The sequence below is a fragment of the Pseudoalteromonas sp. MB41 genome (genome assembly GCF_020966275.1).
In the GTDB taxonomy this organism is placed as follows: Bacteria; Pseudomonadota; Gammaproteobacteria; order Enterobacterales; family Alteromonadaceae; genus Pseudoalteromonas; species Pseudoalteromonas lipolytica.
Map to the genome: position 1 here is coordinate 80,935 of NZ_JAJJZF010000008.1, position 23,827 is coordinate 104,761.

Sequence of the window (23,827 nt, forward strand, 5' to 3'; positions counted from 1 at the left end):
ATTTTAGTGTATACCAAGCTTTAAAATAAATCGACAGCAGCTCTAAAAAGCTGAGAATGAACATTAACTAAGCGATTTATATTTCGTTGATAGCCCCCACCCAAAGCCGAAAAAATAGGAATTTGCTGCGCTTTTGCTTGGCTTAATATGAAGTGATCACGTTGGTATACCCCATCAAGGCTAACAAAAAAATGCCCTAACTCATCGTCGCTAGCGATATCTGCGCCGGCGTTATATAAAATGATATCGGGTTGATGAAGTCGAACGGTTAGTTGGAATGCTTGTTTTACTGTTTCAAGGTAGTGTTGGTCAGTGGTGCCATGCTCAAGTGCGAAGTCGTAGTGTGAGTGTTGCTTGATGCGCGGAAAATTTTGCTCACAATGAATTGAGCAGCTAATCACTTGTTCGTGATGGCTTACAATTTCTGCGGTGCCATCTCCTTGGTGTACATCACAATCGAAAATCAGAACAGTGTCAGCCAGCCCTTCGTTTATTAAGTGGTTTGCAGCAATCGCTAAATCGTTAAAAATACAAAAACCACTTCCGTGATCACTAAAGGCGTGATGATAACCGCCGCCTAGATTAAAAGCGGCACCGTGTTGCAATGCGAATTCAGCGCCATTTATACTTGCACCGACAGAAAGTAAGGTGCGTTCAACTAACTCGTTTGACCAAGGAAAGCCCATTTTCTTAATGGCTTTTTCCTCAAGTGTCCCATTTAAAAATGCATTAATGTAAGCCGGGTCGTGACACAACGCTAATTGTGCTGTTGTGGCTTTATTAGGTGTAATAAACTTATCGTCGTTTATAAAGGTACTTAATTTTTGTTTTAGTAAGCTGTACTTCTGAATAGGGAAGCGATGCCGTGCGGGTAAATTAAGCGCAGAATAACTGGGATGATAGTAAAACATTATCTAAGCTGCTGTTTTTCGACCTGTTGAATTTTGTCTTCGGTGGCAGAAATTGCTTTACGACACCTTCCTAAGCGTGCATGCAATGCTAGTATCTCTTGATTTATTTCTGCTGCTTTTGCTGCGCTGGCTGCGTCTAGTTTGAGTTTTCTTTCTTCGATCATCAGTACTAAACGACGTTCAAACTCATGGTTCTGTTTCAGTTCGTCATACAGTTCATGCGACGATTGCATCATTTTTTGTACGGCTTGTTTGTATACCTGAGGTTTGGTTTTAGGCTTAAAACTGTATTTGTTTTCTTTTGCCCAAACAGGAGTCGACTTTATTACATTGAAGACGGCTTGTACCTGCTGAGTTATCCGCTCTAAGGCATATTGATACGCGTGGCGATGCTCTGCCGGGGGTAAACTTTTTAACTCGTCTTCAATTTCACTCACGTAGTCAGCAAGCTTCATACTTTTTGTTGTAAACACCCCTCTATCAAATAAACTTGGTTGCGCTTGCATGTAGCGGTTTTTAGCAAATAAATTGCTCTGATCAAATTGTGTGGCTTGATGTTTCAGCCGAGCAATTTGTTCACATAGTTTATCAAAAGCAGGGGAATGCATTTATAAGTAAGCCTCATAAATTAGCTTTAATGCCAAAATAATGACCACGGTATTAAAGACAGGGCGTATCATTTTACCACCAAATTTAATCGCAGAATGCGCACCTAGCCATGCGCCTAGCATTAAAAATAAGCCCATCGTGATGCCTAATAAAAAATTAACATGGCCTAATGCGACAAAGGTAATCAATGAAATAAAGTTTGAGACAAAGTTCATTGACCGAGCAAGGCCGCAGTTAAGCAATAAGCTCATTTTATATAATAGACTATTTGAAGCCGTCCAAAACGTGCCGGTACCGGGCCCTGCAAGACCATCAAAAAAGCCAAGTCCTAAACCTTGTAACCATTGTTTAATCTTTGTTTTAGTATCAAGTGTTGGTAATTCATTATGCTCTGTTGTGCTTAGGCTGCCAAATAAGCTGTAACAGGCAACCAAAATGATTACCACAGGGAGCAATTTATTTAAAAAATCGATACTTAAATAATCAACAACCAACGTACCAATTAATGCCCCTATTGCTGTTGCTATTATGGATGCAGCCCAAAAACGAGGGCTAAATAACTTCTTACGAAAGTAGGTGACACTGGCTGTTAATGAGCCAAAACTGGCTGCCAATTTATTGGTGCCAAGCGTAAGATGGGGAGGAAGTCCGGCTGTCAGTAATGCGGGGACGGTAAGCATACCTCCACCGCCAGCAATGGCATCAATAAATCCAGCGGCCAGCGCGACAGCGCAAAGTAATGCCCATGTGGTTGGTTCTAAAGCTAGTTCAAACATTAATAATCAATTTGTCTTTTAAAAGGTGGCAAGGTATCGAGCATGGCTTTGCCATATCGCTTGGTCACTAAACGGCGATCAAGAATGGTAATGCGACCTTGATCGTTTTCTTTGCGAAGCAGTCTACCACAGCTTTGAACTAATTTCTTTGCTGCATCAGGAACTGTGATTGATAAAAATGGATTGCCCCCTTTACTTTGCACAAACTCGGCCTGTGCTTCTTCTATCGGTGAAGTTGGCACCGCAAAAGGAATTTTAGTAATGACGAGGTTTTCTAGGTATTTACCCGGTAAATCGAGCCCTTCTGATAAGCTTTGTGTACCAAATAAATAACTTGCCCTCCCTAAATCGACATTAGCTTTGTGTTTTTTGAGTAAAGCCTCGCGCGACATTTCACCTTGAACTAAGACATCTATCCCTTTCGTTCTAAGTGCTTTGACCACATGGTCCATTTGCCAATATGAGGCAAAAAGCACTAAATTTGCTTTTTTATCATCAAGGTAACTTGGTAACTTTTCGGCTAAATGATCACTAAATGCTTTGTCTGTCGGTTCTATAAGTGTGTTCGGAATATGTAATGTAGCTTGTTTGGGGTAATCAAAAGGTGACGGCACTTTGATATACTTAACACCCTCTTCTTTGGCAAGGCCACACTCGTAAGCAAAGTGGTCAAATGACCCTAGTGCGGTTAAAGTTGCAGAGCAAAGTACGGCTCCCGCGCATTGATTCCAAAGTTTATCTTTTAAGTAATAACCAACTTCAATTGGGCAATCACTGAGTAAATGATCATGATGATTTTTATATTCTAAACGTTTAATCCAGCGTGCATGGGGAATACCTTCACCCTTTGTGGCATAACTAAACCATAATTTATTTAATAATTCTAAACGATTTATGTAGTGACCACTTTCCCCTAAAATAGGGTCGGCAACATAGGGTTTTATATCGCCATCACTCACATCTTGTACGAGCGTGTCATGCATTTTATTCAAGGCACGCAGAGCATCAAGCGTTGCGTCGCTAATGTCTTTTGCTTTGGCATGTAACGAGGCTGGGATTTCGCCGTGCTCAAAGCGATAGGTATCATCACTGTTGTAATTAAAGTTGGCATTGTCGAGTATGTCGCGCACCACTTTTAAGTTTTTAGCCGCATCATTAATACTGTCGCTCAGTTTAAAATTTTGCCCAATGGCCTTTTGGCCTACCAAAACGTTGGCCATTTTGCCTGCAAATTTTACCAGTTTATCAAGCCACTCTATCGTGCCTTTGATGGTCGCTGCGGCAGATGAAAAGTCGCGAGTGATATGGGCTAAGTGATGCGCCTCATCAATAACATAAATGGTGTTATCGGGTTCAGGCAGTATTTTTCCGCCGCCTAAATCAAGATCGGCAAGCAATAATGAGTGGTTGATAACAAGCACATCCATCTGCATTAACCGCTGGCGCGCCATATGAAATGGACATAATTGATGAGCACGCATTTGTCGTTGGCATGAGTGCTTATCGCAAGCAATAAGGCCCCATACTTTATCGGGAATTGTGTCGGCCCAGCTATCGCGATCGCCTTGCCATTGTTTTTTTGAATACGCATCGTACAGCTGTTTTAAACACTTTGTTTCCATATCACTTAAGGGAGAAGAAAGTGTGGGCATGAACTCCATTTGGGTTTGGCTATCGCCATTGACCGCGTTGCTGAGCTTTTGTGCGCAAATATATCGTTGTCGGCCTTTAACAAGATCAAACTTGATATCGAGGCCTGAATGCTCTTTGAAAAAAGGCAGCTCTTTATTAATTAGCTGTTCTTGCAGTGCAACGGTCGCCGTTGAAATAACCAGCTTTTTCTTTTTTGCCATAGCGAGTGGCAGCGCACCTAAACAATAAGCTAACGATTTACCCGTGCCTGTGCCGGCTTCTATAACACAGATACGTTGGCTTTTATGGTATTCACCCGCCAGTGTTTTGGCTATTTCAGCAACTAAGTAGTTTTGACTACTTCGTGGGCGGTAATCAGTGAGATTATCAGCTACATGCTTATGAATTTGCCGAATAGTTTTTTTTAATGAGTCAGAAAGCATGCCCAGATAACCTAAAGTATGTATATAATTACAGTAATTAATTTTAGAGAGTTAACTGAGTAACTACAAGCGACTTGTTAGTAAATTTGTTGATTAGCATTTGTTTTATGCATTTCGCATTTTCATATTTGGGTTTAAAGGGTCATATAGATGCAATTAACTTCTGGCTTTATTCTTTCAACACAATGCTTTGATAGTACGCATGGCGTATCCATTGTGGTGTGGATTTTGTCTGAGCAAGGACCTGTCAAGCTGATTAGCCCACCGCAAAAAGTGCTCTTTTTCATTAATGAAAAAGATGTTGCTGCGGCAACTCGAATCTTGGCACAGCACAATGTGGCATGTGAATTTAAGCCAGTGCAATTAAAAAGCTTCCAGCAGCAGGCTGTTGTGTCGTGCTATTTTTCTTCACTTAAGCATTATTACCGCGCTGCAAAACAGCTAAAAGCCCATTTCATCAAAGTTTACGAAGACGATATTAGACCGGTTGACCGGTTTTTAATGGAGCGTTTTATCAAAGGTTCGGTGTGGGCCAAAGGACGGTTAATTAAAGGTCAGCCTTACCCCGTATTAGCAGACGTTCAGTTTAAACAAAATAGCGAGTTCACACCCACTTTTACGACTGTATCGTTAGATATCGAATGTGATGGAGAAGGGGTGCTGTTTTCAGTAGGACTAGTCGGGAAGAGCATAGATGCTGTTCTTATGATCGGTAAAGCTGAGGACACCTCTGATCTTAACTTCAATGTTATATGGTGTGAGGATGAAATCGACTTATTGTATAAGCTCTGTGAGTGTGTGCAAGTCATTGACCCTGACGTTATTATTGGCTGGAACGTCATTGAGTTTGATTTTACAGTACTTCATGCTCGTTCTGAAGCATTAGGTGTAGGGCTGCCTCTGGGTCGTAACAATGAAAAAATGACCCTCAGAACTGGTAATTTTACACGTTTAACGATCCCAGGCAGGGTTGTTATTGATGGTATTGATACACTTAAAAATGCGACATATCACTACGATAGCTTTAGCCTCGCGAATGTGGCGAGTATTGAGTTAGGTGAAGAAAAACTAATTTCTTCAGATAACCGCTTAGACGAAATCGTTCGCCAATTTAATGAAGATAAGCTCGCACTTGCTTGCTACAACCGCCAAGACTGCATTTTAGTACAACGCATTTTCGAAAAGCTTAAGTTACTCGATTTTGCCGTTGTTCGAAGTCAACTAACCGGCTTAGAGCTTGAAAGAATGGGTGGATCCGTTGCGGCCTTTACTAACCTTTATCTTCCTTTATTGCATCGCAGTGGTTATGTAGCTCCAAACTCAGGCGATCATGGTCTTAGCTTTGATAGTCCAGGTGGTTATGTCATGTCCTCGGAGCCTGGTTTATATAAAAATATATTAGTACTTGATTACAAAAGCTTATATCCATCAATAATGCGCACTTTTTGTATAGATCCACTAGGTATGGTGGAGGGTCTAAAACACCCTAATCACGCAATTGAAGGCTTTAATCAAGCCCTTTTCTCAAGAACAGAGCACCACCTACCTGAGCTTATTCGTGAACTTGCCGCAACGAGGCAACTTGCTAAAGACAATGAACAGCCAATGCTTTCTCAGGCTATAAAGATCATCATGAATAGTTTATATGGCGTTTTAGGCTCGAAAGGCTGTCGGTTTTACGATCCTCGTCTTTCAAGTTCAATTACATTACGTGGTCATGAAATTATGCAAACCACTAAAAAATGGTTAGAAGAATGGGGTTACAAGGTAATTTATGGTGATACTGACTCCACGTTTGTGAAACTTGATGATGAATTAAATTCTCAGAGCTGTAACGAAATTGGTACAAAGCTGGCAAGAAATATAAACAAACGCTGGGAAAGTGTATTACAGGAAACATACAAATTAGAAAATTTCTTAGAAATTGAGTTTGAAACTCATTACAGCCCATTTTTTATGCCGACAATTAGGGGCAAAACCACCGGTTCAAAGAAACGCTATGTAGGTAGAGTAGAAAAACATGGCAAAACAGCACTTGTGTTTAAAGGAATGGAAACAGTGCGAAGTGATTGGACAGAGCTTGCTCAGAGGTTTCAGGTCGCACTCTTTGAAATTTTATTTAGCGAACAATACAACCAAGAGCTGATCAGGCAGCTATTTGATAACTATGTGGAAAAGCTTTACGCAGGCGAGTATGACTCGCTACTGGTATATCGAAAACGTCTAGGTCAACACCTAACAGACTATCAAAAAAATATCCCTCCTCATGTCAAAGCTGCGAAGCAATATTTAGCACATAACCCCAATGCTCAAATACAACGAGGTCAAGTAATTGAATACGTATATACGCTTAAAGGCGCTGAGTATTATACCGGAAATCACAAGTTCGATTATGGTGTTTATGTTAATAAACAGCTGTTGCCACTGGTTAACATGATTATTGAGGTTTCAGGGAGTAATGCAATGGGATTATATTCTAATCAAATTCAGCTTTTTTGAGCCTTAGTACCTATTTTAGCTGTTTTAGAAGTGTATTTTTGTGTGTTTTTTATTCGCCTGGTCTTTTTTTGTATCTATTTATTAAATTTTTATAAACAAACCTCTAGATATTTTGTTTAATTTGTTTATTATTTGTTGGTCGCGATGTTTATCCGATAACAAATAATAAACAAGCTTATGCAAAATATAGCCACAATATAGTGGCCCAGGGAGAATCAAATGTTAAATAATCAAGTTTCAAAAGCTGTTCGCTTAGCGATCGCTTTTGGTGCGGCATCAACGGCTGCATTTTCTGCGAGTACTATCGCAGCAGAAGACGAAAGTGCTGAAAAAGTTGAACGTATCCAAGTTACCGGTTCACGCATTAAGCGTACCGATTTAGAAAGTGCAAGCCCAGTTTTAGTGATTGGTCGTGAAGATCTTGCTGCCACTGGTGAGTTAAGCATCGGTGACATTCTTCAACAAATTCCAGCAGCGGGTGCAGCTCTAAATACTGCGTTCAATAACGGTGGTAATGGTTCAACTAACATGGACCTTCGTAACCTTGGCGCTCAGCGTTTGTTGGTGCTTGTAAACGGTAAACGCTGGGTGTCTTCACTTGGCTCGACTGTTGATTTAAACTCTATTCCTGCTGCTTCTATTGAGCGTGTGGAAGTGGTAAAAGATGGTGCGTCAGCAATCTATGGCTCTGATGCAATCGCAGGTGTTGTAAATATCATCACACGTCGTGACTTCGAAGGTGTTGAACTGTCATTGTATGGCGGTGAGAATATGAAGTACAACGACGGACGTCAATATTCAGCAGACCTAACGGTAGGTACTACTTCTGACCGTGGTGGCTTAATGATGAACTTAAGCCATGTAACGCAACAAGAAATCTGGGCTGGCGATCGTGATATTTCATCAATGGGTAACAGCTCGACAACTGAAAAAGGCCGCATTCGTTTAACTTCTAGCGCTATCAGCTCTGATTTACGCGATCAATTGCTTGCACAAGGCTACACTGAAAACAATGCAGGTAAATCTAATGCTGGTTTCGATCTAGTACCAAATGGTGCTGGTTCTTCAGTAGGTCTTGATTCATTCCGTGACCGTGATGGTGATGTATATAACTATGCACCTGAAAACTACCTAGTCACGCCTCAAGAACGTAACAGCTTCTACGTTCAAGCTTTCTATGATATCAGCGATGATGTTCGATTTGTTTCTGATTTCATGATGACAAACCGTGAATCTTCACAGTTACTTGCTGCGATGCCATTAACAATTGGTGCTTCGTTTGGTGCTGCTGCAAGTCGTGTTGATATTCATGAAAATAATATTTATAACCCTTTCGGTGAAACGTTATATGGTGATGCAGCACGCTCGGGTGTTGAAGGTTACATTCCTTTTGCCGGACAACGTCGTTTCGTAGAAGCAGGTAACCGTATCTATCGTCAAAATGATACTACATACCGTGCAATGGTAGGTCTTGAAGGTGGGATCGGTGATACTTCTTGGGTTTGGGATGCATCGTATATTTATGGTAAGAACAGCCAAGATGTATACACGACAGGTCTTCTTAACCTAACGCGTATAAATCAAGCCCTAGGTGACAATTGTAATGCATCAACGTCATGTGTACCGCTAAACTTATTTGGTGGTGCGGGCTCTATCACTCAAGATATGATTGACTTTGTAACGTTTGACAGTGTTTCACGTGAAGGTCTTGAGTTAAAAGATTATACTCTTAACTTCTCTGGTGATGCTTTTGAGTTGCCTGCAGGTGTCGTTGGCATGGCTGTTGGTTTTGAACGTCGTGAAGAAAGTGGTTATGACACACCAGATCCGTTAACTCAAAGTGGTGAAACGTCAGGTAACCAACGTGATGCAACATCGGGTGGTTTTCGCTTAGATGAAGCTTACGTAGAGCTATCAATTCCAGTAATTGAAGGTTTAACTGTTTCTCCAGCGATTCGCTTCTCAGATCACAGTGCTTATGGTAGTAACTCAACGGCTAAAGTAGGTGTTGAGTATCGTCCAATTGATGATTTATTACTACGTGGTACGTGGGCTGAAGGTTATCGTGCACCTTCTATTTCAGACTTGTACGCAGGTAACGCAGATTCTTACCCAACTTTAACGGATCCATGTAACTCTGTTGATGGTGTAGTTCCTGACCTTCCAGGTTGTGCGGGTGTACCAAATGGCTATGCACAATCAAATACTCAAATCCGAATCACGAATGTTTCATCTCCAGACTTAAAGCCTGAAGAGTCAGAATCTAAAACGTTTGGTTTTGTGTATAACCCAAGCTTTGTTGACGGTTTAGAGTTCACTGTAGATTACTACGATATTGAAGTAACTAACTCGATTGGTCGCTACGGTGCATCTCGTATTTTGAGTGAGTGTGCGACGGGTGACAATGCAGCGTCATGTGATTATATTGACCGTGATGCAAATGGTAACGTAACTGACTTACGTAACTTCTTACAAAACTCTGGTACATATAACGTTGAAGGTATCGACTTCTATACTGCATATAAGTTTGATACAGAATACGGTAGCTTCCGTACTTCACTAGATGTGTCATACGTTATGGCAAACGAGTTTGATGGTGAAGAGCAAGTAGGTGTTCAGTATGGTGATGCTGGTTATCCAGAATACAAAGGGACATTTGCATTAGATTGGGCTTTAGGTGATTTTGATGCTCATTGGCAAACTCGCTATGTAGATCGTATGCAAAACTACTATGATGTATTAGGTTACACGCCTTCTTATCCTGGTATGGCGGCTGAAATTGGATCATATACTGTACACGATGTTTCAGTTGGATACTCTTTAGATACTTATAATACTAAGTTTACGTTAGGTATTGAGAACTTATTTGCAAAAGAGCCTTCTCCTGAATACTTAAACAACGATTTAGCAATCTCTACTAACAACTTCTCTGTAACAGAGTATGACGTTAACATGGATCGCTTTGTTTATGTACGTGCTACAATTAAGTTCTAATCTGCTTAATTAACGAATTTAAAAGCCACTCAATGAGTGGCTTTTTTCGTTATTAAATTTGATGGTAGTCAAATATCCATCGTCATTTAGGTGAAGTATTTTTGCTGTTTACAGCTTGCTTATGCCTGGCATAAACCATGATTTTTTATCACCTTATAAACTGTATTTGAACTAAGGTGAATTAGAGTGGTGTTGTTCACACGTTAAAACGAGTTAGCTTAAGTGATACACGTAAAGTTGTTGTTAGGGTTTTTAAATAGCCTTTGCCGTAAAGAAATCTAAGCAGTGGGGATTTCTGAATTGTTGTATTTAATTTACACTGCTAAAATGTAACAAATTTTAACCTTCTTATTGGCATCATTCTGAATAAGCTATTCTTATTTTTCATTGCGTTAACATTTGCTTTCCTTTCAAGTTGTGCATATGCAAAGCAGCTCAAAGCAGGTATCGTTAATTATAACTTCTTTCCTTATCATACACGTGATGAAAATGGCCGGTTTTCGGGGGTCATCGTTGGTTACAGTAATGAGATTGCGCGATTAGCAGATGCTGAATTAGAATATCATGTATACGACAGTCTCGATTTACTGTTAGATGCGCTTCAGGCGGGCGAAATTAATTTTACTGTGGGTCTTAATAAAACCCAGCAACGTAAAAAGCATTTTTTATTCTCTTCCGCATTTATGGAAGCCCCACGGGGCATTGTTGCAAACCAGTCTATTGCTAATGATGCATTAAAGAATTTAGCGAGTCTGCGTTGGGTATGTATAACGGGGAGCTCACACTGTGAGTATTTAGCCGAAAATGGTGCTTTATTCATAAACCGATTTATTCAACCTGAAGATGCGATAGACAAGGTTGCTGATGGTACGTTTGACGCGTTTATGGGGGACTATTCAGTGTTGTCTCACCAATTAAAAAATCACTCTAAAAATAACTTAAAGGTTGTTAGTCCTATTTGGCTCGAGAGTGAAACCCTTCACGTCATGTTTAATAAAGAGGAAACCGCATTACGAAATCAAGTTAACTCGGTACTCGCCTCTATTTCACCTGCAACTAAACAGCTGTGGGAAAGTTCTGCCAGTGAAGAATACATCGCTGCAAAGGCATACAGTAAATTCAAGCGTGATTTTAACCGTATTGATGCACAGCAGAGTACTAACTATTTACTCACATTCTCGTTTATTGATGGTTTATACCCCGTTAATTCAACCAGTAAAACAGGCGAAGCTACTGGGTATTTAAATGATACTCTTGCATTGCTCTCACAGAGAAGTGGCATACAGTTTAAATATATACCCGCTGCAAATAGTAAAGAGTTAGAAAAGCTATTTCTTGCAAATAAAATCGATATCATTCCATCGATGACACCTGACAAAATAGATGAAGGAATATTAATTGCGTTACCCTCACATTATAGCTTCGAAATGGTATTGGTTTCTAAGCGTGCGAGTAAAATTCGCCGTATTGGTTATATTGAGGCGTTTGCAGATCCTAAAGAAAAATTAGTTGGTAGCGAGCCTATCGAAACCGTGTCATTTGACTCAATTCAAACGCTTTTCTATGCACTACGAAATGATGCTGTTGATGCGGCTATGCTACCGCAGAGCATTGCAGCGTATCAGCTAAACCAGTTTTATATTGGTGAGTTTTATATCAACCCTAAATATCGATATACACAGCCAATTTATTTTTTAATTAATAGGCACTTTTCTGAATTAACAACGTTGCTAGACAGTTTATTTAAAACCTTAACCAGTAATGATTTTAGCCATGTAGTAAACCGTCATGGTATTTTTAATATAGAGCGTGGTTATGATAAAAAAACGGTCAATATCACTGCAATTTTGGTGTTGATTTTAGTTGTTTTATCACTGACTTACTTTATCAATCGGCGTCTCAATATAAATAGGGAAATAGCGAGTCGTAAGCAATCAGAACAGGCTGCACTGAGTAAGCTTAATTTTACGCAAAAGTTAATTGATGATTTACCCACGATGGTTGTTATTCAGGATCAAGACCAAAAACGCATCATGTGGAATAAAGCGTATAAAGATAATTTCGCGCATCTTTGGGATGACGAGCAGCAATTTTTGCGCAGTGATCTTGCAGTCGTTAAAGAATTATTAGATCAAAATAAGCAAAGCCTTACTTCGGGTAAAATAATTAATCAACATATCCGCTTCACCAATCGTCTGGGTAAACCACTCGAGTTGCTTTATACAAAGAAGCCTTTTTTGGGGATTGACGGCCATATCGCAGGGATCATGACTGTGATAACTGATGTCACAGAGCATAATAATCTGCAGCGAGAAAATGAATCTGTTCAAAAATTATTAAAGACGATCACGGATACGATACCCGGCGGGGTATTTCAATATGAATACTATGACAATGGTGAGGGGTTTTATACTTACATAAGTAAAGGAGCGCAAAGCCTTTTAGGGATTACATCTCGAACCATTAACCAACGCGGTATGACAGGGTGTATTTCACCGCTTATTGTTGATGAAGACAGAGTAAAAATTGCGAAGAGTTTTAAGCGAGCGGCAAAGCGTAACTCAATGATTGATATTGAGTTTAGGGTTAATAACTTAGGGCAGAAAATTTGGTGTCGTTACATTGCGACAGGCGAAAAAAATTCTGATGATCAACTTCAAGGCGTTCGCTGGAATGGTATATTGCTTGATATTAGTTTACTCAAGCGCCAGCAAGCAGATTTAAGTAAAGCAAATCAACTGGCTCATCAGGCCGATTTAGCTAAAAGCCGATTCATCGCGACCATGAGTCACGAGTTAAGAACCCCCATATCTGGCATTAATGGTTTTATTGAATTACTGCGGGCTTCTTATTTAGATGAAGAGCAGTTCTACCTCGTAGAACATATTGACAGTGCGATTTCGAAATTACGTAACTTGGTTGATGACATTTTATATTTTGCAAATACAAGCTCAGGTAAAATTGAAATCGATTGCCAAGATGTAGATCTCGAGTCCCACCTGTGCCGTGTTTTAAGGGCGCATGAATATTTAGCAAAACAAAAAGGTCTCGAATTCCGTTTAACGTGGCGAACAGCTGCTTTTACTCAAGCGCGTATAGATGTAAGTCATTTACTGCAAGTTTTGTCTAATATTTTAAATAATGCCGTTAAGTTTACTGAGAAAGGCGCGATTAGTTGCGACGTTTTATTTGAAAAACAGACCTTGAAGATTGAGATATCCGACACCGGCGCAGGAATGACTGCCCAGCAACTTGCGCATACTTTTACACCCTTTGAGCAAGCTGATAACTCGACAGAGCGACGTTATGGCGGCACAGGGCTTGGTTTAACACTTGCTAAGCAATTAATAGAAGCGATGAAAGGTGAAATTAATATTTCCAGTACATTTGGAAAAGGTACGAATGTATTTATTTCGGTTCCTTTGACTAAAGTCGCTAAACCTGATTTAGCAGCGAGTTCTGTTTATTGGTCTGTGTGTACTCAGAATCATTTATTACTGAATAATTTAGCAAGCATGGGAGTTAAACATAATCAGCTCAGTCATCCTTTAGATGCTAACGTATTTCAGCAAGTTGATAATATGATTATTGATGAAAAGTATGCCATTGAGCGATGGGGTAAAAATTGGCAAAAGAATATTTGTAATATTGAAAATAAATACATCATCGTGGCCAGCACTAATGATACTCAAACTCCCGCAAAATGTAGTTGCCATATTTTACTTGTTGATCCTCTTTATCCCGATTTACTCAGAGAGCTGGTTAACAATGTTCATTGTGGTGTTGACGTATTACCACACAGCCTCACAACTGCGTTGCATGGGCAGATTCTAATTGCAGAAGATAATAAAACTAATCAGCTTCTTTTAGAAAAACAGTGTCAAAAATTAGGCATAAAAGCCGTGATGGTTGAAGACGGTTTAGCCGCATTAAAAGCCCTAGAAAATGATAATTTTGATGTATTACTAACTGACTGTCATATGCCTCATTTAGATGGCTTTAAATTAGCTAAACAGTTACGTAATAAAGAAAAGTTTAAGTATTTACCGATCATTGGTTTTACTGCTGACGATTCACAAGAGTGCCTAAATAAAGCGTTAGATGCAGGCATGAACAGTGTGTTATTTAAGCCATATAAACTTAACGAGTTATATAATCGTTTAGCCGAGTTTATTGAGGTAAATAAAGATGAAATACAGGTACAAGATGAGGCGCCAGTATCAAACCTGCAAGGTATAAAAGATAAACAACATTGGTTAAATGTTTTTGGTAATGAAAATGATGCTAAAACACTAGCAGAGGTGTTTATTACGAGCTTGAAACAAGATCTAAACACGCTAACTGCACATGTGGATAACCAAGATATAGAAAAAATTCCCCCTGCTATTCATAAACTTAAGGGGGCTATTGTGATGTTGCAATACCCGCCATTATCAAAACTTATAGTGAGTACTGAAAATCGCTTTAATCAAGAAAAAGAGACATTAATAGTCAGGGAATTAATTGTAGAGTTAAGCGACGTGATCGAAAAAATAAAGTTATGGTTATAATAAACTTAAATTAGATTATTTTATTTTTTCACCATATACTAAGCTGTGTATTGATATGTATCTTTAACTTTTATAATTAAGAGAGCTTTAAATGAAAGAAATCCGATCTTTTGTCAAATCTGCGTCTTTAACTGAACTTGAAAAAGCAAAACAGTTAATTGATTCAGCTATCGAGAAATATACTCAACAGCAAGAAGCTAAAAAAGAAGTACTCGATCTGCTAAAAGAAAAAGGACTTACATTAGAAGATTTACAAGATGTAGTAGGCACAGATAAGCGTACGAAAGTAAAACCTAAATACCGCATCGAATACAATGGTGAAATTATTGAGTGGACAGGCCGTGGTAAACGCCCTAAAGCATTCCAAGGTGTTGACTTAACTAAGCACCTCGCTTAATTTCACCCATATGAACTTTTAGGGAAGCACATGCTTCCCTTTTTTGTCTTTATTACTGCACAAAATAATGAAATACGTACTTAGACCTTATCAGCAAGAGGCCGTACAGCGAACGGTTAGCCACTTTAAGCAATCGGACGAGGCGGCACTGATTGTATTACCAACAGGCGCGGGCAAAAGTTTAGTGATTGCTGAATTAGCACGTATTGCTAAACAGAAAATTTTAGTCTTAGCGCATGTTAAAGAGCTCGTAGAGCAAAACGCGCAAAAGTACATCAGCTTTGGTTTTGAAGCGAGTATCTTCTCTGCAGGGCTTAAACAAAAATCGCTTAAAGAACAGGTTACGTTTGCAAGTGTGCAGTCACTAGCGCGCAATACGGCGCAACTTAGTGATACGTATTCATTACTCATTATTGATGAGTGTCATCGCGTCAGTGGGGATGATCAAAGTCAGTATGGTCAAGTGATATCCAGCCTTAAGAAACAGAACCCCCGGCTAAAAGTATTGGGGTTAACCGCGACTCCTTTTCGTATGGGAATGGGGTGGGTTTATCATCATCATTATCATGGCTTTGTAAGGGGAGATAAAGACGCACCCTTTAAAAAGTGTATTTTTGAGTTACCGCTTCGTTACATGATTAAACATGGCTATTTAACGCCGCCTCATGAAGTAGACGCAGCCATAAGCCATTATGATTTTTCATCTTTACCCAGCGATTCATTTGGACGCTATAGTGCTGAAAATATGAATGCGCTCCTCAAAGATAATACCCGCGCAACGAAGGCGATTATTGAGCAGGTTATTGACTACAGTGAGCATCGGCACGGCGTCATGATTTTTGCGGCAACAGTCATGCATGCCAAAGAAATCGTCGGCTACTTGCCAACTGACAATACCGCATTAATTACTGGTGATACAGATAACAACGAGCGCGACACTATCATCAATCAATTTAAAGCGAAAAAGTTGAAATTTTTGGTCAATGTGTCTGTACTCACCACCGGATTTGATGCGCCGCATGTCGATTTTATTGCCATTTTGCGTCCAACCGAGTCAGTCAGTTTATATCAGCAAATTGTTGGCAGGGGGCTTAGATTAAGTGAGGGGAAAAAAGAGTGCTTAGTGATTGATTACGCAGGCAATGGCTTTGACTTATTTTACCCAGAGGTGGGCAGTAAAAAAGCCCAAAGTGACAACGAACCTGTGCAAGTACTGTGTCCTGGTTGTGGCTTTGCGAATATTTTTTGGGGAAAAACAGATGCCGCAGGCAATGTCATTGAGCACTTTGGGCGTCGCTGCCAAGGTCTTCTAGACGATGATGATGGCACGCAAATACAGTGCGACTACCGTTTTAGGTTTAAAGAATGTGAGCAGTGCGGTGAGCAAAATGATATAGCAGCGAGGCAATGCCAAGCTTGCTCAGCCATGATGACAGACCCCGATGATAAGTTGCGTGAAGCCCTTAATTTAAAAGATGCGTTGGTGCTTCGCTGTAGTGGTTTATCGGCACAACTTATCGCAAATGGGCTGTTGAAAATTAGCTATTTTGATGAGGATGGTGCCAGTTGCGACGAAGTTTTTAATCTTAGCAACGACACAGGCCGTTTTATCTTTAACAAGCAATTTGGTCGGCGAGCTCAAGGGAATAGTGCCCCGATTACCTGGGAAACAGCAGAACAGGTTATTGAACAACAACATGTATTGGTCGCGCCAGATTTTGTTATTGCCCGAAAGAACAAAAAGTATGGTTGGAAAGTTGCCCAGAAACTATTTGATTATCAGGGTAATTATAGAAAAGCCAATCAATTAAAGTAATCAACGCCTGCCATATGCAGGCGTTATGTCGCGTGTTTATTCGTCAGCCATTAAACCCCAACCATCACCATAGCCGTTGTGGCTATTTGCGATGCTCTCGAGGTATTGTTCAGTTTGGCTTAATAGCGTGTGGTCAGGGACCATTTCAACACGTGTAACGACTTCCCACACCCCGGTGTCGGGACACTTTACTAACTCTGTTGCAGGCGCTAGTTCATCACTTGCAATTGCCGTTGCGAACTTTTCTGCTTCAGGTTTTTGTTCAAAAAGAATATAGAAATCTATTACTTGCATGCTGGTTAAATCAACACCAGCCGCTGCAATTTCTGCTAATAATTGACCATTTTCGTCGTCAGGGAAATGCATTTAATCGCTCATTCATTATAAATCTAGGAATTGTTAGCTATTGTAGCGAAAATAATTGGTTAACGCGCACTAATTTTAACACTTCAATTATGTCAGTGGCTATTTCACTGTGCTAGTATCATTTTGTATTTATCTGATTTATGACACTTTCAAAAAAGTAAGGATATTTTTTGTACATTCGGCATTTCTTTTTTGTCTTTTTAATTTTATTTTTTTCACTGAGTAATAATGCATTTAGTGCTGAAACGATCATCAAAGATTATAAAATTCAAGGGGTCAATGGCGACCTTGAAAAAAACGTCGCGCTTTACATTAAACCGTTAATAGATGAAAAAACGTCTAAAGCCTTGCAGCGTCATGCTAAAAGCCAAGTAAAGGCGAGCTTAAAAGCACTGGGGTATTATAAGCCTGTCGTTAAAATAAAATTTGATAACGCCGAGCAGTTGATCATCGTTGATATAGAGCGTGGGCCAGTGACACGTATATCCGACGTCGATATTACCATTAGCGGGGCCGGTAAAGCGGATCCTGAGTTTATGGTTGCTGTAGATAGTATTAGTTTAAAACCGGGTGATTTTTTAAATCACGCTAAATATGAAGCGGCAAGGAAGCGTATTGAAAGTCAACTTTTAGAGCTGGGGTATTTTGATGCTAAATGGCATGCACATACCTTGGCTGTATCTCTTAAGAAAAACAGTGCGAAAATTACCTTCAATGTTGATACCGGTCCTCGTTATCAATTTGGTGAAATAACGATAGGTAATCAAACGCCAGCTGAAAAATACATTCGATCTTTAGCTGAATTTAAGGCAGGTCAACCTTACAAATCAACAGAAGTATCCGACTACAATCTAGCGCTCTCGAGTACCCCTTATTTTACGAGTGTACGAGTCTATGCCGACATAGCAAATCGAAAAGATGGCAAGGTGCCAGTGAATGTTGATGTTTTGCACAAGCCTGCAAATAGTTACGAAGTGGGGGGAGGATTTAGTACCGACCTAGGCCCAAAAGTGCGTTTTAAATGGTCTAAACCGTGGATTACACAAGACGGACACTATCTCGAAAGCAACCTGAATGTCTCTGAAAAGCAACAAGACATATCGTTAGGTTATACTGTGCCGGTAAATGATCCAAATGATGATTTATGGCGTTTTTCAGTTGGTTATAAGCTCGAAGATAAGCTGACGAATGATGTATACAGTAAAATTTTAACAGCCCAACTGCAGCGCCAGTGGTTAACTGATGATGAGTGGGTGCGTACTGCCTTTTTAAGACGCGATAGAGAAACCTACCAAATTGGCGATGAAGAGCAAAGCTCTAAAATGCTGATGCCAGGCATTAGTTACGCGAAAAAAGACACCGAAGGTGGCACAACACCTTACGAGGGTTATCAATGGCTTATATCTGCTGAATTTGGTTTAAAAGACATGTTTTCAACGACAAATATTTTGCGACTTCAATTGCAGAACGCTTGGCTTACAACCGTTGCTGATCGTCACATGATATTTTTACGTGCCAATTTGGGGGCCATGTTAGTGGATGATATTGACAATGTGCCTTTTTCACTGCGTTTCTATGCGGGGGGGGACCAAAGTGTCCGTGGTTTTGCATATCAATCAATTTCTCCTGAAGATGAAAAAGGTCGCCTTATTGGGGGGAAATACCTAGCCACTGGAACTGTTGAGTATAACTATCAATTTGCAGAACATTGGCGAGCTGCCGTCTTTGTAGACAGTGGTACAGCGACTAATGATTTTACTGATCGTGTTGAAGTAGGTGCTGGTTTTGGTTTTCGTTACTTAACGCCCGTTGGCCCCGTTCGCATTGATCATGCATGGGGGCTGACAAAAGAGAGTAAAAGTACCCGTTTAAGTATTACCATAGGGCCTGAAATTTAATGAACAAGTTTAAAAAAACGACGACGATTTTATCAGCCATATTAGTCAGCGTAGGCGTCATACTTTTTTGTTTATTATTCACCGCGCCAGGAAATCACTTTATTGCATATTCAGCTAATAAATTAGTAGATGGCTTGAAGATAAATTTACCGAGCGGGCGTTTTTTGTACAATGATGCATTCGATATCTCGTACGATAAACAAGGACTCAAGTTTTCAGCAAAACAACTAAAAATTGATTTGTACTGGTGGGGGTGTGATGGTGTTTGTGTAGACAACTTAAGTGCGCAAACAATAGATTTAAAACTTGATACACCCCCCTCTTTGGCAGAAAACCCACAACCAACCGATACAGAAATGACTGACGGTGAGCCCACCACGGCTGAGCAAATAACGTTGCCGATAAATGTCACGGTTAAACGCATTGCTGTTAATCGTTTTACCTTGGAGCATGCAAGTGCTGATGTGACGGTGAGCAAATTAAACCTGACAGCCTATGCATCACAATCTGATATCAACGTACACGCATTTACTATCGCCGATATTGCAGTTGCATTGCATGAAGTAAAAGAAGCCCCAAAAAGTGCGCCGCTGAATGAGCTGCCAGCTCTACCATCACTTGATTTTACCTTACCAATTAATGTGCAATTGCACGCATTTAAGGTCGATAAAGTTGCAATTACTCCTTTTGCAGCTGAAAGTGCGCACGTTATTAACAACATTGAACTTGAAGCGATAGCGAAAGAGAGTGAAATCAGTGTCGAGAAATTGACTGCACGTTACATTGACTGGCAGTTGAATACCCAGTTTCATGCGCTTTTAAGGGGTGATAATAAAGTTGATGCCTCGTTGTCTGTGGTTAATTCTCAGCACCAAGCAACACTTGGCTTAAATGGGCGTTTAGGGGATTTAAACTTAAACCTCACTACGCAGGGTCAATACCCAGCTACACTGAGTGGTCAAGTCAATCTACAACAAACGAATTACCCGTTTAGCCTAAAAGGTGGCATTGATACGTGGCTGTTAGACACAGAAGCTGCGCAATTACGTTTATCTGACCTTGCTATCAGTATGCAAGGCGATGCGGATGATTACGCCATTAATGTGAATTTAACAAGTCGGCTAGGTGCATACCCTGCGATGTTAACTGAAATGCAGGCAAATGGAGGCCTTACACGAGTCAAAATTGATCAACTAAAGCTCAGTGCTAACGACAGCCAAGCTACGGTTAACGCATCAGCAGATTGGTCTGAGGGCGTGACAAGTCAGTTTTCAGGCACGTTAAGCGATTTAAAAGCTCAGTACTTAACGGATGCCGTAAGCAGTAATTTATCTGGCAAGTTTAATGGCTCCTTCACTCTAAAAGACGAGGATTGGCAGCTAATCTTAGCAAACACAGTGATTGATGGCACAGTAAATGATATCCCTGTGAACGTCGCCTCTGACTTTAAACTCGACAGCAGCCTTCACGCGAGTTTTGATAAGCTTGAGCTTAAAAGTGGAAATAACGAAATTACACTATCGGGTCAAGTCGATGATACATGGCTTGTTGACGGTAAAATCCGCCTTGATGCAAGTGAACAAAGTGTGCTTCCTTTGCAGGGGAAAGGAAGTGCAGACCTTAAATTGCGCGGAGCACGCCTTGAACCGACAGCCAATGTGAACTTGCTCCTCAATACTTTAAGTTATCAGGATATCCAAGTTGAGGGTTTAGCGTTAAACGGGCAGTTTGATTATGCTGCGGACTGGCAAACAGAGATATCGCTTATTTTGGATTCAGCTAGTTTTGCTGAGCACAAAATTAATCAGATTGAACTTAATGCCTCAGGTGACAAAACGGATCACCATGTCGTATTTTTACTGGATGCTGATCAAGGTAAAGTGTCGTTTGATTTAGATGGAAAGTTCACAAAGAACACGTGGCAAGGGGCGTTAAGTCAAATACTTGTTACCGATAATAAAGTTCGTTTTGGAACAGATAAAGCCATTAATGTCAGTGTAAATACGCAGACGCAAGACTTTAATGTCTCGGCACACTGTTGGCAAAGTGAAAAGTCTCAGTTGTGTGTAAACACCTTGCAGCAAACAAAGCAATTGGGTCAACTTAATGCGCAACTTGGGGCGTTATCGATACCAGAGTTTAAACATTTCTTACCTGATAATCTCGATTTAACCGGCTTAGCGCAAGGTGAGTTTGTTGCCAACTGGCATAACGCAGAGCTAAAAACCCTGCGAGCTAACATTAATACGCAAGAACTAGCTGCATCACTAATCGATGGTGCGACAGTTTATAAGCTACCGATTGAGGTCTTCAGTCTGTCTGCGATAAGTGATGCAGAAACGGCGAAGCTTGAAGCGACACTCGACTCATCAGTACTTGGAAAAGTAACCTCACAAATTAATGTAGAGGATATTCAAAATCAGCAATTGCTCTCGGGTGATCTGGTTATTGAAAAAATTCTACTCACGAATATACAGCCTTTTATTGGCACGTTAGAGCAGCTAAATGGTGATATTAAGGGTCAGCTTGCCTTGGCAGGTTCATTAAAAGAGCCACTCATTAATGGTGAGCTTAATGTTGACAGCATTAACTTAGAAGGAGCAACGCTTCCTGTTTCATTGCAAAACTCACAGGTGAATATCGCTTTTAATAATCAAAGTGCGACAGTGACTGGTGAGCTAAAAGACCGTGAAGGGGGAGCGCTAAAGTTATCTGGGGGTGTTGATTGGCATGCAGATTTACCCGATGTAAATTTACAATTGCAAGGCAATGAGTTCTTTGTACGTGCGCAACAAGATGTCACCTTTAAAGTGTCGCCTGAGCTCACTATGTCATTAAAAAATAATGCCTTTAACCTTGAAGGGCAGGTTGTTGTTCCGTGGGGGCGGATTGCCATTGAGGAGCTACCCGAGGGGGCTGTGCAAGTCAGTGATGACGAAGTCATTGTGGATATTGAACAACAACAAGCTGAAAAAGTTCCTTTCGATTACGCTATCAACTTAAAGGTACTGGTTGAAAGAGACGTGCGTATTGATTCATTTGGATTACAGTCAAAAGTCGAAGGGGATATTAATATCAACATGGACCAAACGACACCGATGATTGCCACCGGAGAATTAAACCTTGTTGAAGGAACCTACCGCGCTTTTGGCCAAGATTTACAAATACGGACAGGTCAAGTCGGCTTTAGTGGCTCTATAGATAAACCGTATTTAAATATTAAAGCTATTCGCAACCCTGATAACACCGCAAATGGTGTGGTTGCGGGTATTACTTTAACCGGGAATGTGGAACAGCCATCGTTAAAAGTGTTCTCAGAGCCGGCAATGGATCAAGCACAAGCATTGGCTTACTTATTGAATGGTCAGCCACTTGACGAAGGGGACAGCTCAACCGATGCAATGTTGACGCAACTATTATTAGCGCAAGGTGTTAACCGCAGTGAAGGTGTGGTATCTAAAATTGGCGAAAGCTTTGGTTTATCGGATGTTAGCTTGAGTTCTACAGGCAGTGGCGATGATACTAAAGTTGAAATATCAGGCTATGTTACGCCCGGTATTCAAGTGAAATACAGCGTGGGGATTTTTGATTCATTGAGTGAGGTGGCAGTGCGCTATCAACTCTTGTCACAACTGTATATTGAAGTAACCAGCGGTCTTTATCAAAATGTTGATATTCTGTATAAGTTTGATTGGGATTAATAACCATACCAATCCGCAATAAGACTTAATCATGTTGAGGGACTAAACCTGTCGCTGCCTGTGTTAAAAATGTCTGATTTACGACTGCATGGATGCAGGGGGGAGAGCAATGCAGTAGCAATTGCAGTGAACACCTCAATAACGACATTTTTGTATTGTTATCAACGAGGTTATATTGCCTCAACATAGAGCACTTAATTAAGCGAATCGTATCACAGTGCGTTGGGGTATTTTTACTTGCTTAATTGTTAAGAAGTTAATAGGCTGAATTGTCAATTACTTAAAAGATAATAATAATGAAATTTAGTCTATTAACGGTATGCGTTGCTGCACTTTTAACAGGGCCTATTCACGCTGCTGATAACGTTGAAAAACGCTCAGCAGCTGAAATTATTGAAACCGCAGATGAGTCTCAATGGCGCATTGTGCAACCAAACAACGTTCTTAAACTTACTCTCCCGACGGGTGCCGCGTATATTGAGCTCAATGATGGCTTGGCGCCTTTGCACGCCAAAAATATGCGACTACTCGCCCAAGAAGGTTTTTATCAAGGGCTGAGTGTTTATCGCTTTGTTGAAGGTTTTGTCGCGCAAGGTGGTGACGCGAATGAAACAAAGTCGGTTAAAAAGGCGAAAAAAGCGCTGCCTGCTGAATTTTACTTCAAAACGGATACACCACTGGCGATCACTGAATTAAAAGGCCCAGATGGTTACGCAGTAAAAACGGGCTTTCTAAATGGGTTTGCGGTTGCGCAAAATGAAAGTCAAACACAAACATGGCAAGTGCATTGCCCCGGCATCTTTGCAATGGCTCGTGATAACGACATTAACAGTGGTGGCACAGAATTTTATATCACGATAGGTAATGCACAGCGCTACCTAGACCGAAATATTACAGTGTTTGGGCGTGTATTAGAGGGGATGGAGCACTTTAACCAATTAATGCGAAAGCCCATTGAAGGTGCGGTATTTAATCCTATTACAGATATGCAAGTTCTGGCTGATATTACAGACACTGATACAAGCCAGTTTAAAGTAATGAAAACAGATTCAACAGCTTTTAAACAGTTAATCGATGCGCGCAAAAATCGAGTAGAAGATTGGTTCGTTGAAAGCCCACATTACATCGACGTATGTGCCATGCCTATTCCAACCGAGCGAATAATGCCAAGTCGCAGTAATACTTAATCATTTTGAGGGATTAAACCTGTCGCTACCTGTGTTAAAAGTGTCGGA

General features: G+C 40.5%; 13 protein-coding genes. 8 read left to right on the forward strand and 5 right to left on the reverse strand.

The window, feature by feature from the left end; genetic code table 11:
* Positions 1 to 20 precede the first annotated feature (20 nt).
* Genes LPA49_RS10290 through dinG form a run of 4 tightly spaced genes read right to left on the reverse strand, consistent with a single transcriptional unit; the run spans position 21 to position 4,371 of the window.
* Positions 21 to 914 carry a histone deacetylase gene (locus tag LPA49_RS10290; protein ID WP_177222596.1) on the reverse strand — a complete coding sequence of 298 codons (894 nt, stop codon included), beginning with the start codon at positions 912 to 914 and terminating at the stop codon, positions 21 to 23.
* Complete coding sequence (locus LPA49_RS10295) at positions 911 to 1,519, reverse strand: primosomal replication protein (protein WP_036969469.1); 609 nt, start codon at positions 1,517 to 1,519, stop codon at positions 911 to 913. The genes LPA49_RS10290 and LPA49_RS10295 overlap by 4 nt, the downstream gene beginning before the upstream one ends.
* Complete coding sequence (locus LPA49_RS10300; RefSeq protein WP_036969465.1) at positions 1,520 to 2,296, reverse strand: TSUP family transporter; 777 nt, start codon at positions 2,294 to 2,296, stop codon at positions 1,520 to 1,522. It abuts the gene before it with no gap.
* On the reverse strand, positions 2,296 to 4,371 hold the full coding sequence (dinG, locus tag LPA49_RS10305; RefSeq protein WP_036969462.1) for an ATP-dependent DNA helicase DinG: 2,076 nt from the start codon (positions 4,369 to 4,371) through the stop codon (positions 2,296 to 2,298). The genes LPA49_RS10300 and dinG overlap by 1 nt, the downstream gene beginning before the upstream one ends.
* Positions 4,372 to 4,521: 150 nt before the next feature.
* Between dinG and LPA49_RS10310 the strand changes: the two genes are divergently transcribed.
* The 5 genes from LPA49_RS10310 (at position 4,522) to LPA49_RS10330 (ending at position 16,627) form a co-directional block, all read left to right on the forward strand.
* Positions 4,522 to 6,870 carry a DNA polymerase II gene (locus LPA49_RS10310; RefSeq protein ID WP_230236477.1) on the forward strand — a complete coding sequence of 783 codons (2,349 nt, stop codon included), beginning with the start codon at positions 4,522 to 4,524 and terminating at the stop codon, positions 6,868 to 6,870.
* Positions 6,871 to 7,089: 219 nt separating this feature from the next.
* Complete coding sequence (locus tag LPA49_RS10315; protein ID WP_230236479.1) at positions 7,090 to 9,864, forward strand: TonB-dependent siderophore receptor; 2,775 nt, start codon at positions 7,090 to 7,092, stop codon at positions 9,862 to 9,864.
* Between the two features lie 446 nt (positions 9,865 to 10,310).
* Positions 10,311 to 14,414, forward strand: a complete 4,104-nt coding sequence (locus LPA49_RS10320; protein ID WP_326847800.1) for a transporter substrate-binding domain-containing protein — start codon at positions 10,311 to 10,313, stop codon at positions 14,412 to 14,414.
* A 91-nt stretch (positions 14,415 to 14,505) separates the two neighbouring features.
* On the forward strand, positions 14,506 to 14,811 hold the full coding sequence (locus LPA49_RS10325; protein ID WP_036969446.1) for an H-NS family nucleoid-associated regulatory protein: 306 nt from the start codon (positions 14,506 to 14,508) through the stop codon (positions 14,809 to 14,811).
* A gap of 67 nt (positions 14,812 to 14,878) precedes the next feature.
* Positions 14,879 to 16,627, forward strand: a complete 1,749-nt coding sequence (locus LPA49_RS10330; protein ID WP_230236481.1) for a DEAD/DEAH box helicase — start codon at positions 14,879 to 14,881, stop codon at positions 16,625 to 16,627.
* Between the two features lie 36 nt (positions 16,628 to 16,663).
* On the opposite strand, the gene LPA49_RS10335 is transcribed toward LPA49_RS10330, so the two are convergent.
* Positions 16,664 to 16,993, reverse strand: coding sequence for a ribonuclease E inhibitor RraB (locus tag LPA49_RS10335; protein ID WP_036969441.1), 330 nt, complete (start codon positions 16,991 to 16,993; stop codon positions 16,664 to 16,666).
* Between the two features lie 176 nt (positions 16,994 to 17,169).
* On the opposite strand from LPA49_RS10335, the gene LPA49_RS10340 reads away from it, so the two are divergent.
* From LPA49_RS10340 to LPA49_RS10350, 3 genes are all read left to right on the forward strand, one after another.
* The gene (locus LPA49_RS10340; RefSeq protein ID WP_118844787.1) at positions 17,170 to 18,891 is read left to right on the forward strand and encodes an autotransporter assembly complex family protein; all 1,722 of its coding nucleotides are present in this window, start codon (positions 17,170 to 17,172) and stop codon (positions 18,889 to 18,891) included.
* Positions 18,891 to 22,592, forward strand: coding sequence for a translocation/assembly module TamB domain-containing protein (locus LPA49_RS10345; RefSeq protein ID WP_230236483.1), 3,702 nt, complete (start codon positions 18,891 to 18,893; stop codon positions 22,590 to 22,592). The genes LPA49_RS10340 and LPA49_RS10345 overlap by 1 nt, the downstream gene beginning before the upstream one ends.
* Before the next feature lie 296 nt (positions 22,593 to 22,888).
* Positions 22,889 to 23,779 carry a peptidylprolyl isomerase gene (locus tag LPA49_RS10350; protein ID WP_230236485.1) on the forward strand — a complete coding sequence of 297 codons (891 nt, stop codon included), beginning with the start codon at positions 22,889 to 22,891 and terminating at the stop codon, positions 23,777 to 23,779.
* The last annotated feature ends 48 nt before the right edge of the window (positions 23,780 to 23,827 follow it).

Excerpts from the sequence above, each read along its gene's own strand:
- LPA49_RS10295 (WP_036969469.1), bottom strand. The coding sequence starts at position 1,519 with ATGCATTCCCCTGCTTTTGATAAACTATGTGAACAAATTGCTCGGCTG.
- LPA49_RS10300 (WP_036969465.1), bottom strand. The coding sequence starts at position 2,296 with ATGTTTGAACTAGCTTTAGAACCAACCACATGGGCATTACTTTGCGCT.
- dinG (WP_036969462.1), bottom strand. The coding sequence starts at position 4,371 with ATGCTTTCTGACTCATTAAAAAAAACTATTCGGCAAATTCATAAGCAT.
- LPA49_RS10310 (WP_230236477.1), top strand. The coding sequence starts at position 4,522 with ATGCAATTAACTTCTGGCTTTATTCTTTCAACACAATGCTTTGATAGT.
- LPA49_RS10315 (WP_230236479.1), top strand. The coding sequence starts at position 7,090 with ATGTTAAATAATCAAGTTTCAAAAGCTGTTCGCTTAGCGATCGCTTTT.
- LPA49_RS10325 (WP_036969446.1), top strand. The coding sequence starts at position 14,506 with ATGAAAGAAATCCGATCTTTTGTCAAATCTGCGTCTTTAACTGAACTT.
- LPA49_RS10330 (WP_230236481.1), top strand. The coding sequence starts at position 14,879 with ATGAAATACGTACTTAGACCTTATCAGCAAGAGGCCGTACAGCGAACG.
- LPA49_RS10335 (WP_036969441.1), bottom strand. The coding sequence starts at position 16,993 with ATGCATTTCCCTGACGACGAAAATGGTCAATTATTAGCAGAAATTGCA.
- LPA49_RS10345 (WP_230236483.1), top strand. The coding sequence starts at position 18,891 with ATGAACAAGTTTAAAAAAACGACGACGATTTTATCAGCCATATTAGTC.
- LPA49_RS10350 (WP_230236485.1), top strand. The coding sequence starts at position 22,889 with ATGAAATTTAGTCTATTAACGGTATGCGTTGCTGCACTTTTAACAGGG.